At 64.3% G+C, this 15411-nt stretch carries 13 protein-coding genes; 7 read left to right on the top strand and 6 right to left on the bottom strand.

The genetic code is table 11. The annotated features are described in order from the left end of the window. Window positions 1-15 precede the first annotated feature (15 nt). From NKJ08_RS06930 to tpiA, 5 genes are all read right to left on the bottom strand, one after another. On the bottom strand, window positions 16-555 hold the full coding sequence (locus NKJ08_RS06930) for a DUF1697 domain-containing protein (protein WP_352779957.1): 540 nt from the start codon (window positions 553-555) through the stop codon (window positions 16-18). An 11-nt stretch (window positions 556-566) separates the two neighbouring features. Continuing rightward, a complete protein-coding gene (pyrG, locus tag NKJ08_RS06925) occupies window positions 567-2195 on the bottom strand; it encodes a CTP synthase (protein ID WP_352523608.1) in 1629 nt (542 codons plus the stop codon). Window positions 2196-2342: 147 nt separating this feature from the next. Beyond that, a complete protein-coding gene (locus NKJ08_RS06920) occupies window positions 2343-3473 on the bottom strand; it encodes a L,D-transpeptidase (RefSeq protein ID WP_352779961.1) in 1131 nt (376 codons plus the stop codon). Between the two features lie 198 nt (window positions 3474-3671). Further along, entirely contained in the window at window positions 3672-4124 is a 453-nt protein-coding gene (secG, locus tag NKJ08_RS06915) for a preprotein translocase subunit SecG (RefSeq protein WP_352779963.1), read from the bottom strand. Window positions 4125-4287: 163 nt separating this feature from the next. Beyond that, window positions 4288-5055 (bottom strand): triose-phosphate isomerase, encoded by a 768-nt coding sequence (gene tpiA, locus NKJ08_RS06910; RefSeq protein ID WP_352779965.1) that lies wholly within the window; start codon window positions 5053-5055, stop codon window positions 4288-4290. Between the two features lie 142 nt (window positions 5056-5197). On the opposite strand from tpiA, the gene NKJ08_RS06905 reads away from it, so the two are divergent. From NKJ08_RS06905 to lexA, 6 genes are all read left to right on the top strand, one after another. Then, window positions 5198-7090 carry a SurA N-terminal domain-containing protein gene (locus NKJ08_RS06905; RefSeq protein ID WP_352779967.1) on the top strand — a complete coding sequence of 631 codons (1893 nt, stop codon included), beginning with the start codon at window positions 5198-5200 and terminating at the stop codon, window positions 7088-7090. After that, entirely contained in the window at window positions 7087-8097 is a 1011-nt protein-coding gene (trpD, locus tag NKJ08_RS06900) for an anthranilate phosphoribosyltransferase (protein WP_352779969.1), read from the top strand. The genes NKJ08_RS06905 and trpD overlap by 4 nt, the downstream gene beginning before the upstream one ends. A gap of 4 nt (window positions 8098-8101) precedes the next feature. After that, window positions 8102-8953 (top strand): indole-3-glycerol phosphate synthase TrpC, encoded by an 852-nt coding sequence (gene trpC / locus NKJ08_RS06895; protein WP_352523599.1) that lies wholly within the window; start codon window positions 8102-8104, stop codon window positions 8951-8953. Window positions 8954-9019: 66 nt separating this feature from the next. Continuing rightward, entirely contained in the window at window positions 9020-9535 is a 516-nt protein-coding gene (gene moaC, locus NKJ08_RS06890; RefSeq protein WP_352523597.1) for a cyclic pyranopterin monophosphate synthase MoaC, read from the top strand. Beyond that, window positions 9535-10740: a molybdopterin molybdotransferase MoeA gene (locus NKJ08_RS06885; protein ID WP_352781568.1), complete on the top strand. Its 1206-nt coding sequence runs from the start codon at window positions 9535-9537 to the stop codon at window positions 10738-10740. Before moaC ends, NKJ08_RS06885 begins: the two co-directional genes overlap by 1 nt. A gap of 104 nt (window positions 10741-10844) precedes the next feature. Further along, complete coding sequence (gene lexA, locus NKJ08_RS06880; protein WP_352523593.1) at window positions 10845-11597, top strand: transcriptional repressor LexA; 753 nt, start codon at window positions 10845-10847, stop codon at window positions 11595-11597. On the opposite strand, the gene NKJ08_RS06875 is transcribed toward lexA, so the two are convergent. Further along, a complete protein-coding gene (locus NKJ08_RS06875; RefSeq protein WP_352779972.1) occupies window positions 11591-14062 on the bottom strand; it encodes a ComEC/Rec2 family competence protein in 2472 nt (823 codons plus the stop codon). The genes lexA and NKJ08_RS06875 overlap by 7 nt on opposite strands. A 96-nt stretch (window positions 14063-14158) precedes the next feature. Between NKJ08_RS06875 and gltX the strand changes: the two genes are divergently transcribed. Further along, a partial coding sequence (gene gltX / locus NKJ08_RS06870; protein ID WP_352781567.1) for a glutamate--tRNA ligase occupies window positions 14159-15411 on the top strand: 1253 nt, incomplete at its 3' end.

Genomic DNA, 15411 nt, shown 5'->3' with positions numbered 1-15411 from the left:
CGCGAGCCGCCCCGTTCATTCTGCGACCATCTCGGCCAGGCGGCGCACGGTGTTCCAGTTGCGCGAAGTGCCGATGCCGAGGCGTTTGTGGCTTGTCGCCGAAAGCAGCCGCGAACTGGGCGTTTCGCGCGAAAAGAAGATCCAGATGTCGCCGCCGACAATCCGCAGTTTCTCGTCCTTGCCGACATAGGCCTCAAGCGCCGCGGCGGCCTCGACGGGAACGGGAGCCCGCATCACGCGCACCGCCACCTGGTCCGCGGCTTCAGCCGATTCGGCGGGGAACGGATTGCCGGCCGCCAGCCTCAGCCAGCCGTCGGCGCGGCGCACGATGATGTCGACGTGGCGGCCGAAAGTCTTTGCGAACGCCGCCTCCAGCCGCTGCTCCAACGCCGCGAGTTCTGTCTCCTGCGCCTCGAAGACCAGATTGCCGGTCGCCACCAGCGTGCGCGGGTTGTTCAGGTCCAGGCCTTCGGCCATCGCCTTCAGATCGGACATGACGACCCGCCGCCCCTCGCCCAGGATGATGCTGTAGAGCAGCGCGACGTAAGTTTGCATCGGCGGCTAGTCTAGACCAGCCGCGACTGCTCTACCGCCGCCTCGATGAAGCTGGCAAACAGCGGGTGCGGATCGAGCGGCCGGCTTTTCAACTCGGGATGATACTGCACGCCGATGAACCAGGGATGGTCGGGATATTCGACCGTTTCCGGCAGCACGCCATCCGGCGACATGCCGGCAAACACCAGACCGCAATCCTCGAGCCGCTCCTTGTAGTCGACATTGACCTCGTAGCGGTGGCGATGGCGTTCGGAAATCTGCGTATCGCCATAGATCTCGGCGATCTTCGATCCCTTGGCGAGATCGGCCTGGTAGGCACCGAGCCGCATGGTACCGCCGAGGTCGCCGGTTTCCCTGCGCTTTTCCAGCATGTTGCCCTTCAGCCATTCGGTCATCAAGCCGACGACCGGCTCCTCGGTTGGACCGAACTCGGTCGATGATGCGTGATCGACGCCGGCCAGCGAACGCGCCGCCTCGATGCAGGCCATCTGCATGCCGAAGCAGATGCCGAAATACGGCACCTTGCGCTCGCGCGCGAACTTCGCCGCCAGGATCTTGCCCTCCGAGCCGCGCTCGCCAAAACCGCCGGGGACGAGAATACCATGGACCTTTTCCAGCCACGGCGCCGGGTCTTCCTTCTCGAATATCTCGCTCTCGATCCAGTCGAGCTTGACTTTGACGCGGTTGGCGAGGCCGCCATGCGACAGCGCCTCGATCAGCGATTTGTAGGCGTCCTTGAGGCCGGTATATTTGCCGACGACGGCAATGGTAACCTCGCCTTCCGGATTGTGGATGCGGTTGGACACCGCTTGCCACCGTTCCATGCGCGGCTTCGGCGCCGGATCGATGCCGAAGGCGGCCAGCACTTCCGAATCCAGCCCTTCATTGTGATAGGCCATCGGCACGTCATAGATATGCGGCACGTCGAGCGCCTGGATGACAGCGCTTTCGCGGACATTGCAGAACAGCGACAATTTTCTGCGCTCTTCCTTGGGGATCGGCCGGTCGGCGCGGACCAGCAGGATATCGGGCGCAATGCCGATGCCGCGCAACTCCTTGACCGAATGCTGCGTCGGCTTGGTCTTCAGTTCGCCCGCCGTCGGGATATAAGGCATCAAGGTCAGGTGGACGTAGACGGCGTTGTTGCGCGGCAGGTCGTTGCCGAGTTGGCGGATCGCCTCCAGGAACGGCATCGCCTCGATGTCGCCGACGGTGCCGCCGATCTCGCACAGCACGAAATCGTAGTCGTCATTGCCGTTGAGGACGAAGTTCTTGATCTCGTCGGTGACGTGCGGAATGACCTGCACGGTGGCGCCGAGATAGTCGCCGCGCCGCTCGCGCTCGATGATATTCTTGTAGATGCGGCCGGTGGTGATGTTGTCCTGCTGGTTGGCCGAGCGGCCGGTGAAGCGCTCATAATGGCCAAGATCGAGATCGGTCTCGGCCCCGTCATCGGTGACGAAGACTTCGCCATGCTGGTAGGGCGACATCGTGCCGGGATCGACATTGAGATAGGGATCGAGCTTTTTAATGCGTGCGCGATAGCCTCGCGCCTGCAAGAGAGCCCCAAGGGCCGCTGCAGCAATGCCTTTTCCAAGTGAGGAAACCACGCCGCCTGTGATGAATACATATCGCGCCATGGGAGTCATCGCTTAACGCGGCCGAATTGATTCCGCCAGAGAAAAAACCGCCGCGAAGGCTTTTTCCCAAGAAGGCGCTCTGGTCGTTGGCGTATCAAAACAAAAGGGCCGGCGAGGCCGGCCCTTTTGGCACGATCTGTCCAGGCGTCAGATGATGACGACCTTGGTGCCTACTTTCACCCGGCGGTAAAGGTCCATGACGTGCTCATTGATCATGCGGAAGCAGCCATTGGAGGCGCTGGTTCCGATCGACTGCGGCGCGATGGTGCCGTGAATGCGCAGATGGGTGTCCTTCTTGCCGTCGTAGAGATAGATGGCGCGCGCGCCGAGCGGGTTGTCGCCGCCGCCGGGCATACCGTCCTTGTACTGCCCATAATGCTTGGGTTCGCGCTTTTGCATATCCAGCGTCGGAATCCAGCGCGGCCATTCCTGCTTGTCGCCGACGGCAACCATACCCTTGAACTGCAGGCCTTCCCGGCCGACCGCAATGGCATAACGGCGGGCGGTTGACAATGATTCGACGAGGTAGAGACGGCGGGCGCCGGTATCGATGACGATGGTGCCGGGGTTGTAGCCGGTGAATTCGACCTCCTGCGGCACGAATTCCGGCTTGACCTTGAACTGCCGCTTGGCCTGCTTCCTTTCGAGCGCGGCGTCGAGCGCGCGTGTTTCTGGAAGCAGCGAGGTCGACGAAGAGGACGTGCCGCCGAACAGTCCCGCGAACAGCCCGACGCTCTGCGGCTTCTGCCCGACCGCTTCGCTACGCAACTCGCCATTATTGCCGGTCAGCGCAACGTTCATGGCCTCGGCCGGGATCGGCTCGGCCGACTGGATCGGCGCAATGGGCGTAATGGGTGCAATCGGCTCGATGATATTGACGGTCTTCTTCTTAGCCGGCTTGGCGTCGGCCACCTTGGCCGCCGCCACCGACTGGCTCGTCTTGGCAAGGAATGCCTGCCGTTCCGCATCGGCCTTGGCTTTCGCCGCCTCGCGCATCGCCAGCTTCCTGGCCTCGACCGCCTTGGTGCGAGCGGCTTCCTTGTCGGCTGCGATCTTGGCTTCGATCTTGCGAATCTGCGCAAGGTCGTCCGGCGTCGGATCTTTCTTCTTCTTGAGAAGCTTCAGTGTCGCCGCATCGCTTTTGGCAGCGACGTTGACAACGTCGGTTGTTGTTGCGGCTTTATGAGCCGAATTTGCCGTCGGCATAGCCGCGTAAGCGGGCGCACCTAGGCTGAGCACGGCACAAAGGCCGGCAAAAATGAAGCTGCGAAGCTGCATGGGGAAGATCCGATCGTTCAATGCTTGTTGCCCACGGCGCCGCCCGGCGCCCCCCAAGGACGCCGAAAATGCCGCGCGCAATCTATAATCGATTAGCCGGAGGCGCCTCAAGCGTGCGGCGCGGTCGAATCTTCGTGATCGTGCGGCATTTGCCGCGACTGTGTTCAAACGACAACAGATCGCGGATAAGATGCCCGATTACTGGTTGGGGACCTGCGGCGTAGCCGGCGCGGTCCCGCCGTTTGTCGCTGGCGGCGTCGCCGGAGCGGTTGCCGGAGGCGTCGTTGCCGCGCCATTGCCGGACGGCGGGGTCGGCGCCGTGTTGCCCGAAGGCGGCGTCGGCGTCGTGGTTCCGGGCAATTGGTTGAGCACGCCCTTGCCAGCCCCGTCCGAGGTCGCTGGCACGCGATCGAGAATGTCGATCGGCTTCTCGCCATAGCGCGCTACGATCGACAGTGTCAGCGAAGTGACGAAGAAAGCCGCAGCCAGGATCGCCGTCGCCCGCGTCAGCGCATTGGCGGCGCCACGCGCGGTCATGAAGCCCGATCCGCCGCCGATGCCGAGGCCGCCGCCTTCGGAGCGCTGCAGCAGCACCACGCCGACAAGCGCGAGCACGACCATGAGGTGGACGACGATCAGTACGGTTTCCATAATTTATCCTGGCAAGGCCTTGCGCGGCCGCTGATTTGGAGGCGGCTCAATACAATGCTTTGACGGCATTTCCAAGCCCGTGGCCGGAATATGGGAAGCAATGCGTCCTTTGCAACGATTTCGGCGCCGGCCGTCCGCTCAAATCCAGGAAGCAGTCCCGGTATCAAGCGACATTTCGATAGGCTTCCGCGATGCCGAGGAAGTCCGCCGCCTTCAGGCTGGCGCCGCCGACCAGCGCGCCGTCGACATTCCTGACGCCGAGCAGCTCGACGGCGTTGGACGGCTTGACCGAGCCGCCGTAGAGAATGCGCATCTTGGCTGCCGTATTGCCGAGCTTCCGCGCCAGTTCTTCGCGGATATGTGCATGCGCCTCGGCGACGTCGGCGGCGGTCGGGGTCAAGCCGGTGCCGATCGCCCATACCGGCTCATAGGCAATAACGGCGTTGGAAGCCGTGGCATTTGGCGGAACCGAGCCCGCAACCTGACGCGACAGCACGTCGAGCGCGGCTCCTGCTTCGCGTTCGGCTCTTGTCTCACCAATGCAGATGATGGCCACCAGCCCGGCGCGCCATGCGGCGGAGGCCTTGGCCTGCACTATGGCATCGTCCTCCTTGCGATCGGCACGGCATTCGGAATGGCCGACGATGACATGGCTGGCACCTGCATCCTTCAGCATCTCGGCCGAAATACAGCCGGTATAGGCGCCACTTTCCTCGGTGTGGCAATCCTCGCCGCCGGCGCGGACCGGCGTGCGCGACAAAATCTCGGCGGCATGCGCAAGCAAGGTCGCCGGCACGCAGACCACCGCTTCGGTTTCTGCGTCGAGCCCGCTCATGAAACCGTTGCCGATCATCCTGAGCTCGTTGAGCGAGGCGCTGGTGCCGTTCATTTTCCAGTTGCCGGCGACGAGCGGGCGAATTCCAGGCGTCATGGGATTTGTTTCTCCGGGCAACTTTCGGCTGGCCCTCACTATCAAAATCAGGCCACAAAGCAATCGACAGTGAGCAGGAAGGGCGCTATTGCGCTTGTTTCAGACTCGGCGCATGCGAAATGCGCAAAAATCGGAAGTACTCATGCTTGGTATGTTGAGAAGCGCGGCGGGGACCTGGGTCGCGAAACTGCTGCTGTCCTTGCTGGTGTTGAGCTTCGCCATCTGGGGCATCTCGGGGCGGCTGATGGGCGGTTTTGCCGGCCATGACGCCGTGATTACGGCCGGGGGCACCAAGGTCTCGATCAACGAATACCGCCTCGCCTATGATCGCCAGCTCAGCGTCATGTCGCAGCAATTCGGTCAGCGCATCAGCCGTGAGCAGGCGACGGCGCTCGGCATCGACAACCAGGTTCTGGCGCAACTCGTGTCCGGCGCCGTGCTCGACGAGCAGGCCCGCAAGCTCGGCCTCGGCCTGTCCAAGGACCGGCTCGCCGAACTGACGCGTGAAGACCCGGCGTTCAAAGGGCCTGGCGGAACCTTCGACAGGAGAACCTTCGAGTATCTGCTTCGGCAGATCGGCATGCGGCCGGAAGACTATTTGAAGAACCGCGCCCAGGTGGCGGTCCGCCAGCAGATCGTCGAGGCGGTTTCGGATGGCCTCAAGGCCCCGGATACATTCTTCAGGGCGGTCGCGCTCTACCGCGGCGAAGATCGCACCATCGACTACCTGACCTTGCCGAAATCGCTTGTCGAACCGATAGAAGCGCCGTCCGACAGCGTGCTTTCGGCCTATTTCGGGGAAAACAAGAAAACCTACGCCGCGCCCGAATACCGCAAGTTCTCCTATGTCAGGCTCGAACCGGAAGACATCATGGATTTGAGCGCAGTGACCGACCAACAGGTCAGCGACGACTACAACAAGAACAAGGCGCGCTACACCACGCCGGAGATGCGCACCATCGAGCAGCTTGTGTTCAAAACGCCTGATGCCGCAAAGGCGGCGCTCGATTCGCTCAAGACCGGCGCGACCTTCGACAAGATCGTCGCCGCCGAAGGCAAGACGCCGGCCGACACGCTGCTCGGCACGCTGGCCAAGGACAAGATCGCCGACAAGGCGGTTGCCGATGCTGCCTTCAAGCTCAACGTCAATGAAGTCAGTCCGGTCGTACAAGGCGCCTTCGGCCCCGTTCTGCTGCGCGTCACCGAGATCAAGCCCGAAGTGGTGAAGCCGCGGGCCGAAGTGTCCGAGCAGATCCGCAAGGACCTGGCTCTAGGCGAGGCAAGCCGCATCTTGTTGGACGTGCACGACAATTACGAGGATACGCGCGCCTCGGGCGGTTCGCTCGCTGAGGCAGCCGCCAAATTGAAGCTGAAGGTCGTCACCATCGACGCCATCGACCGCACCGGCCAACGGCCGGATGGAACCATCGTCAAAGACCTGCCGGAATCGCCACAGCTCATCAAGGCGGTGTTCGAATCCGAACCCGGAACCGACAATGAAGGTCTCACCACCGCCGATAACGGCTTCGTCTTCTACGACGTGAGCGCGATCACGCCGGCCCGTGACCGCACGTTGGATGAAGTCCGCCAGAAGGTCGTGGCCGATTGGACCGCGGCGGAGACTACCAAACGGCTCACCGCAAAAGCGCAAGAGCTCGAGAAGCGTCTCAAGGCTGGCACCACGCTCGAGGTGATCGCCGGTGAGCTCAAGCTCGAAAAGCAGACCAAGCGCGGCGTCAAGCGCGATGCTGACGACGTCGATTTCGGCAAGGAAGGGGCCGCCGCGATGTTCGGCGTCGGCGAAGGCGGGACCGGGCTGATCCCCTCGCCTACGGGCGACGGACAGATCCTGTTCAAGGTCGCCGAGGTGTTCGAGCCTGCCGGGGCCGACGCCAGCTCAGTACCCCAGGACGCTCAGAAATCCTTCACCTCCGGTATGTCCGACGACCTGCTCGACCAATTGGTGGCGCAGTTGCAGACGCAATATGACGTCCGCATCGATCAGACGGCCGTAACCCAAGCCCTGGCCAGATGAGCGCGCTGAAGAATCACATCGCCAAGGTCGCCGCCGGCAGCGCCCTTTCTTTCGAGGAGGCACGCGAGGCCTTCGACATCATCATGTCCGGCGACGCCACACCCGGCCAGATCGGCGGCTTCCTGATGGCATTGCGCGTGCGCGGTGAGACGGTCAGCGAGATCTCCGGCGCCGTCGCCACCATGCGCGCCAAGATGCTGCGCGTCGACGCCCCCGAGGGCGCCATCGACATTGTCGGCACCGGCGGCGACAATTCGCACAGCGTCAACATTTCGACCGCATCCGCCTTCGTCATCGCCGGCAGCGGCGTGCCCGTCGCCAAGCACGGCAACCGCGGACTGTCCTCGCTGACCGGCGCCGCCGATGTGCTGATCGCATTGGGCGTCAAGATCGACATCCCTCCGGAGACGATCGGCCGCTGCATCCAAGAGGCCGGAGTCGGCTTCATGTTCGCGCCGGCGCATCACCCGGCGATGAAGCATGTCGGCCCGATCCGGGTCGAGCTCGGCACCCGCACCATCTTCAACCTGCTGGGCCCGCTTTCCAATCCGGCCAGTGTCAGACGGCAGATGGTCGGCGTGTTCCTGCCCGAATGGATCATGCCGGTGGCAGAAACGTTGAAGGCGCTTGGTGCCGACCACGCCTGGGTCGTCCATGGCGACGGCTATGACGAGATCACCACCACCGGCGAGACGCAGGTCGCCGAACTGTCCGGCGGCGAGATCCGCAGCTTTATGCTGACGCCGGAAGCCGTCGGGCTGAAGCGTCACACCAAGGACGAGTTGCGCGGCGGCGACGCCGCCCACAATGCCCAGGCGCTGCGCGATATGCTGGGCGGCGCTGCCGGCGCCTTTCGCGATACGGTGCTGATGAATGCCGGCGCCGGGCTGGTGGTGGCCGGCAAGGCGACGACGCTTGCCGACGGCATGGTGACGGCGGCGCAGGCCATCGACAGCGGCCGCGCGCTGAAAGTGCTCGACAGGCTGGTCGAGATTTCGAACGGTTAGGGCTATGTCCGATATCCTGCGCAAGATCGAGGCCTACAAGCGCGACGAGATCGCGGCGGCCAAGGCGCGCGCGCCGTTTGCCGAGATCAAGGCGCGGGCCAAGGACGCCGATGCGCCGCGCGGCTTTCTCTCCGCTCTTGAGGCCAGGCGCAAATCCGGCAGGTTCGCGCTGATCGCCGAAATCAAGAAAGCAAGCCCGTCCAAGGGCCTGATCCGCGCCGATTTCGATCCGCCGGCGCTGGCCAGGGCCTATGCGAAAGGCGGTGCCGCCTGCCTTTCGGTGCTGACCGACGCACCCTCCTTCCAGGGCGCGCCCGAATTCCTCACCACTGCGCGCGCTGCCGTCGAGTTGCCAGCCTTGCGCAAGGATTTCCTGTTCGACCCCTATCAGGTCTACGAGGCCAGGGCATGGGGCGCCGACGCCATCCTGATCATCATGGCCAGCGTCGCCGACGCGGTGGCAAGGGAACTCGAAGCGACAGCTTTCGAGCTCGGCATGGACGCGCTGGTCGAGGTGCATGACGAGGCCGAAATGGAACGCGCGCTGCGGCTGTCGTCGCGGCTGATCGGTATCAACAACCGCAATCTGCGGACCTTCGAAACCAGCCTCGAGACCTCGGAACGGCTGGCCGCAATGGTGCCGGCCGACCGCCTGCTGGTCAGCGAGAGCGGCATCTTTTCGCATGAGGATTGCCGCCGGCTGGAGCGGAGCGGCATCGCCACTTTCCTGGTCGGCGAGAGCCTGATGCGTCAACAGGACGTGACCGCGGCAACGCGCCTGCTTTTGACGGGCAAGGCGCCGGCCAATGCATCGGCCCGAAAATCGGAGTCGATTTTCGGAGAGCACGATGCATAGATTCAAAGTGTTAGAGCGTACTTTGTGCGTCCAAACGGACGCACGTCGCTCTAAGGCGGTCTGAGGATGGCGGCCGCCCTCACCCATCTTGGCGCACAGGGCGAAGCCAACATGGTCGATGTCGGCGACAAGGCTGAGACGGTGCGCACGGCAGTCGCAGAGGGCTTCGTCTCGATGCGGCCCGAGACGCTGGACATGATCCTCGCCGGCGATGCCAAGAAGGGCGATGTCCTGGGCACCGCGCGCATCGCCGGTATCATGGCGGCCAAGAAGACGCATGAATTGATCCCGCTCTGTCATCCGCTGCTGCTGACCAAGATATCCGTCGATATCGAGCCGGACGCGGCGCTGCCCGGCCTGAAGGTGACAGCACTGACCCGCGTTACCGGCAAGACCGGAGTCGAGATGGAGGCGCTCACGGCCGTCTCGGTAGCTTGCCTGACGATCTATGACATGGCCAAGGCGGTCGACCGTGCCATGGTTATCTCCGGCATCAGGCTGGTTGAAAAGACCGGCGGCAAATCCGGCGACTACAAGGTCACCGGGGTCACCGGAGATGGGACCACCGGGGCGGGCCGATAATGGCGCTGGTCCCAGTTGCCGAGGCGCTCGAGCGCCTGCTGCACGGCGCAGCAGCGCTGCCGGGCGAACGCGTCGCACTGCTGGATGCCGCAGACCGCGTGCTGGCGGAGCCGGTTGTGGCGCTCCGCACCCAGCCGCCGTTCAATGCCTCCGCCATGGACGGCTATGCCGTGCGGGCCGCCGATATCGCGTCCCTACCAGCAAAGCTTTCGGTGATCGGCATGGCGCCAGCCGGACGCGGCTTTGCCGGGGCGGTGCAGCAAGGGCAAGCCGTACGCATCTTTACCGGCGCGCCGCTTCCCGAAGGCGCCGACACCATCGTCATCCAGGAGAACGTCCGCGACCTCGGCGGCGGCAGCGTCGAAGTGACGGAGCCGACGGTGCAAGGGCGCAACATCCGCCGCCTCGGGCTTGATTTCGCCAAGGGCGACGTCCTGCTGGGCCAGGGCCGCCTGCTAGATCCGGCGGCCTTGTCACTGGCAGCATCGGCCAACCACCCCGAGGTCTGCGTGGTCAAGCGGCCGCTGGTCGCCATCATCGCCACCGGCGACGAATTGCTGCCGCCGGGCAGCGAGCTTGGCCCCGACCAGATCATCTCGTCAAACGCCTATGGCGTCGCCGCCGCCGCACAGTCGGTCGGCGCGCGCGCGCTCGATCTCGGCATCGCGCCGGACCGCAAGGAGGCGATCGCTGCGCTGGTGACAAAGGCGGTGAAGGCCGGCGCGAATGTCATCGTCACGCTGGGTGGTGCCTCGGTCGGTGACCACGACTTCGTCCATGACGTGCTGACCGGGCAAGGCATGACCCTCGATTTCTGGAAGATCGCCATGCGGCCCGGCAAGCCGCTGATGTTCGGGCGGCTGGGCGACATCCGCTGCATCGGCCTGCCCGGCAATCCGGTGGCAAGCCTGGTCGGCACCCAGCTCTTCCTGAAGCCGCTGCTGGCGCGGCTCGGCGGCCGGGCCTTTCAGCAGGATATACGTCGGGCGCGGCTCGGCGCTGCCATGCCGGCCAATGATCTCAGGCAGGATTATGTGCGGGCTGTTGTCAGGCACGACGCCGGCACGCTGGTGGCGACGCCGTTCGGCATTCAGGATTCCTCAATGCTGAAAATGCTGGCCGATGCGAACGGGCTGATCGTTCGCGCACCGTTCGCACCCGCCGCGGCGGCGGATGCTCCCTGCGACGTGCTGATGTTACGCTGAACAAACCGTCAACACATTCATTAAACTTTAAACAGTTGCGGAACACAAATGGAACAGATAGTGTTTGTTCTGGGTTTGTTTTTCTGATTCTGTTGGGGGTCGCTATGCTGACACGCAAACAACACGAACTGCTGATGTTCATCCACGAAAGGCTTAAGGAAAGCGGTATCCCGCCCTCCTTCGACGAGATGAAGGAAGCGCTCGACCTGGCTTCCAAATCAGGAATCCACCGGCTGATAACGGCGCTGGAGGAGCGCGGCTTCATTCGCCGTTTGCCCAACCGGGCCCGTGCCCTGGAGGTGCTGCGCCTGCCCGACTCGATCGCCCCAGGCCTCAATGCGGCACGCAAGTTCTCGCCGAGCGTCATCCAGGGCAGTCTTGGGCAAGGCGGTCCTGGGCAGGGCAGCCTGGGACGGCAAGGCAAGCCGACATCGTCGCGCGTCCCTGCAGCCGGCAATGACGACGATGTCGTCGTCGCCGTGTCGATCCCGGTGATGGGCCGCATCGCCGCCGGTGTGCCGATCGACGCCATCCAGCACCAGACGCATTCGATCTCCGTGCCGCCGGACATGATCATGGGCGGCGAGCATTATGCGCTTGAGGTCAAAGGCGATTCGATGATCGAGGCCGGCATTTTCGACGGCGACACGGTCATCATCCGCAATGCCGATACGGCGAGCCCCGGTGAGATCGTGGTGGCTCTGGTCGACGAGGAGGAAGCGACGCTGAAGCGGTTCCGCCGCAAGGGCGCCTCGATCGCCCTGGAAGCCGCTAATCCGGCCTATGAGACGCGCATCTTCGGGCCAGACAGGGTCAAGGTGCAAGGCAAACTCGTCGGGCTGATCCGCCGCTACTGAGTTGCGCCCTTGGGTGTGGTGCCGGCTTTAGGCTTGTCGGCCTTGCGATATGGCGGCAGGCCTCTGGCCTCGCGTGAAAACTTCCGCTGCATATGCCAGGGCCGGTATGATTTTTCGACCGCGAAGCGGATTTCTGCGCGCGTTGCCGCTTGTGGATCGAAATACACGGCGGCACTTCCCGCGCGCGCCAGTTGCCGTTTGGTGACGACGAGGACCAGCCGGTCGTAGTAGCAGGGGTTATGGGCGGTGGCGTCGTCGATGACGATCAAACTGGCAAAAGCACAGGCTGGCCGCGCAGTATCCCGGTCCTTGGCTTGCGCGACAATCGCACCGGATGGATGGCGGGCAAGGCAGAGGCCCTCCGTGCAAATGAAAGGCATGCCCGCTGGCAGATCGGCTGGGTCGGCAATGTCGAATTGCGGGTCGTTCTTTCCCGGTGTTTCCGGCGCGACGATGGCCTCGGAGGTCAGGGCGCGTTTCCAGTTGTCGATGGTGAATTCATTCGGGCGTGCTCGGTTGACCGCGAGTTCACCGCTGCCGATCGGCAGCGCGACCAGCCGTGCGTCCTCCGAGATCAATACGTCGGGTGCGCGCGTCTGCGTAGTCGTCAGCAAGCCGGCGAGCGCGAAAGGAAGTGCCGCGAGCCGCAGCCAGGTCGTGGCCATGCTGGCAATTATGAGACCGATCGTCACCAGAAGGACCGATCTCAGCGAAATCAGCCCGACCGCGTCGATCGGCGAGCGCTCGGAGATCCATCCGGACAGGGCGATCATCGCCGTCAGCCCCTTGCCCATCACATAGAGGAAAGGCCCATCCGCGCCGAACGGCATCGCCAGCGCGCTGAGGACCGCGCAAGGCATGACGACCAGCGAGACAATGGGCATGATCGCCAGATTGGCGAACAGGCTGAGCGGCGCCACGCGCTGGAAATGCCATATAGCGAAAAGCGCCGTGGCGCCCCCTGCAATGATCGAGGTCATCGCGAGGCCGCCCATGCCCAACAGAACCTTTCGGGTGGCGAAGCGTAGCGGCGACCGCCGCGGTGGCGGCGTGGTGGCCCTGCCGGCGCGGTAATCGGACCAGCCGGCATAGGCGCCGACAAGGGCCGCAGTCGCGGCGAAGGACATCTGGAAACTCGGACCGACCACCTCGTGCGGCGACACCAGGATGACCGCGATGGCCGAGATCGCCAGATTGCGCATGGTGAGCGCGGCCCGGTCGAACAGCACGGCGATAAGCATCACCGCCAGCATGATGAAGCTGCGTTCGGCCGCCACCACGATGCCGGAAAAGACGAGGTACGCCGCAATCGAAAAAAGCGCGGCGGCTGCGGCATATTTCTTGACCGGCCGTCGCGATGAGAAGTTGGGAAACAGCGCAAAGGCGCCGCGCAGGAGGGCCATGATGGTGCCGGCGACCAACGCCATATGCAGCCCTGAGATGGAGATGATGTGGTAGATGCCGGTACGCCGCATCGCTTCGTTGATCTCCTCGGGAATGCCGGCGCGCACGCCGACGATCAGCGCGGCTGCAATTTCCCCCTCGGCGCCGCCGATGCGGCTGCGGATATGGTCGGCGATCGATTCGCGGGCATCCTCGACCGCCGAAGAAAGCCGCGCAGCAAGCGGCATGCCGCCCGACGGCACGACTTTTGGATTGCCGAGGAAAAAGCCGCTGCCGCCGATACCGGCAAAATAGCTGTCGAAGGAGAAGTCGTAGCTGTCGGGCCGCACCGGGCCGGTCGGCGGCAGCAGCCGCACATAGCCGGTGATCTCGGAACCTGCGGTCAGCTCAGCCGGTATCTTCATCGCCGAAACGCGGACCCGTTCCGGCATGTAGCGCAGTGTCGGCCGGGCGGTCGAGATCACGTCGATCGTCAGCCTGATGCGGCCGCTCGCCATGGGCTCGAACGACACGACGCGACCCGTCAGCCGCGTCGAGATTTCGGAACCGAGCATATGCGTTCCGACACGCCAGGTCTCGAACTTGGCGGCAAGCACGCCAAGCGCGCAGAGCAACGCCACCATGAAGCACAGGCGGGTTCTGGGCCACGACCGCGAGAGGACGGCACAAAGCGCCGCGAGGAGCACGATTGCGATCGGCTGTGGAAAGGACGGCTCCACCGCCAGCGAGAAATACACAACCACCCCGCATGCCAGGAACACCGGCACCAGCAAGAAGGCGACGCCGCGGTCGAGTTCAAGGCCGGCCGCCGAGGCTACGCCCTTGCGGATGCTGGACGGTGCAAGGAGCCGCCAGCGCCGGCGCAGACGCACGATGGGCTCGACCGCAGGCACCGTAACCGTTGCTGGATCGCCCGCCGGCAGGATCCGGGGATCAATGCGCGGAGCGGGCAGCGATGCCGGTGCCGGCAGGACAGGCAGGGGCGTGGCAAACAGCAAACGTTCGCTGACGCCGTTGACCGCGTCCTCGCCCTTGCCTGCAACCCGGCCTCGCACAGCCATCGGGTCTGCCCCTTGCGCCCTCGACCCCCTATGCTACATGAACGCGCAACGCGCGAAAGTCCGCAAACCCACTTCCTTCGCCTGCCTGAGAGTTCCATGCCCGACAAGGTCGTCACCCGTTTTGCCCCTTCGCCCACCGGCTACCTGCATATCGGCGGCGCGCGCACGGCGCTGTTCAACTGGCTGTATGCCAAGCACACAGGCGGCACGATGCTGCTGCGCATCGAGGACACCGACCGCGAGCGCTCCACCGATGCGGCAACCGCGGCCATTCTCGACGGGCTTTCCTGGCTGGGCCTGACATGGGACGGGAAGCCGGTGTCGCAGTTCGAGCGCGCGCCGCGCCATCGCGAGGTGGCCGAGGAGCTCGTCCGCATGGGCAAAGCCTATTACTGTTATGCGACGCCTGCCGAGCTGGAAGCAATGCGCGAGAGCGCGCGGGCCAAGGGGCTGCCTCCCCGCTATGACGGCCGCTGGCGCGACCGCGACCCGTCGGAGGCGCCGGCCGGCGCAAAGGGGGCGATCCGCATCAAGGCGCCGACAGACGGCGAGACGGTGGTGCATGATCTCGTGCAAGGCGAGGTCCGCTTCCCCAACAAGGATCTCGATGATTTCATTATTCTGCGCTCGGACGGCAATCCGACCTACATGCATGCCGTCGTCGTCGACGATCACGACATGGGCGTCACCCACATCATCCGCGGCGACGACCATTTGACCAACGCCGCCCGCCAGACGGTGATCTATCGCGCCATGGGCTGGGAGGTGCCGTCGATGTCGCATATCCCGCTGATCCACGGTGCCGACGGCGCCAAGCTGTCGAAGCGGCACGGTGCGCTCGGCGTCGAGGCTTATCGCGCCATGGGCTACCTGCCGGAGGCGCTGCTCAACTATCTGGCGAGGCTTGGCTGGAGCCATGGCGACGACGAGATCATGTCGATCGCCGACATGATTGCATGGTTCGACATCGGCGACGTCAACAAGGGCGCCGCCCGTTTCGACTTCGCCAAGCTCGAGGCGCTGAACGGCGTGCATATGCGCCGCATGAATGACGCGGCGCTGCTCGATATCTTCATCGCCACTCTGCCCTATCTCGAAGGCGGTCCGGCGATCGCCGCGCGCCTCGACGACAGACGCAAGGCGCAATTGCTTGCCGCTTTGCCGGGCTTGAAGGAGCGCGCCAAGACGCTGGTCGAACTTGTTGAAGGGGCTGCATTCCTGTTCGTGGGCCCTGCGCTGCGCCGTGACGACAAATCCTCACCCCGTGTCGGCGGGCGCGCCCGCGCCAAGCTCCGGGGCGGTGACCAGGGCCTAGCCCCGGCTTGGGGCTGGGCGGGCGGCTCCGCGGG

Origin of the sequence: Mesorhizobium sp. M0244 (assembly GCF_040321795.1) — a bacterium.
Lineage (GTDB): Bacteria > Pseudomonadota > Alphaproteobacteria > Rhizobiales > Rhizobiaceae > Mesorhizobium.
This window is presented reverse-complemented; position numbering and strand designations above follow the sequence as displayed.

Coding starts and splice junctions, on each gene's coding strand:
- pyrG (WP_352523608.1), bottom strand. CDS start 2,195: ATGGCGCGATATGTATTCATCACAGGCGGCGTGGTTTCCTCACTTGGA.
- NKJ08_RS06885 (WP_352781568.1), top strand. CDS start 9,535: ATGGCGCTGGTCCCAGTTGCCGAGGCGCTCGAGCGCCTGCTGCACGGC.
- trpC (WP_352523599.1), top strand. CDS start 8,102: ATGTCCGATATCCTGCGCAAGATCGAGGCCTACAAGCGCGACGAGATC.
- trpD (WP_352779969.1), top strand. CDS start 7,087: ATGAGCGCGCTGAAGAATCACATCGCCAAGGTCGCCGCCGGCAGCGCC.
- lexA (WP_352523593.1), top strand. CDS start 10,845: ATGCTGACACGCAAACAACACGAACTGCTGATGTTCATCCACGAAAGG.
- NKJ08_RS06920 (WP_352779961.1), bottom strand. CDS start 3,473: ATGCAGCTTCGCAGCTTCATTTTTGCCGGCCTTTGTGCCGTGCTCAGC.
- secG (WP_352779963.1), bottom strand. CDS start 4,124: ATGGAAACCGTACTGATCGTCGTCCACCTCATGGTCGTGCTCGCGCTT.
- moaC (WP_352523597.1), top strand. CDS start 9,020: ATGGCGGCCGCCCTCACCCATCTTGGCGCACAGGGCGAAGCCAACATG.
- tpiA (WP_352779965.1), bottom strand. CDS start 5,055: ATGACGCCTGGAATTCGCCCGCTCGTCGCCGGCAACTGGAAAATGAAC.
- NKJ08_RS06875 (WP_352779972.1), bottom strand. CDS start 14,062: ATGGCTGTGCGAGGCCGGGTTGCAGGCAAGGGCGAGGACGCGGTCAAC.
- NKJ08_RS06905 (WP_352779967.1), top strand. CDS start 5,198: ATGCTTGGTATGTTGAGAAGCGCGGCGGGGACCTGGGTCGCGAAACTG.
- NKJ08_RS06930 (WP_352779957.1), bottom strand. CDS start 555: ATGCAAACTTACGTCGCGCTGCTCTACAGCATCATCCTGGGCGAGGGG.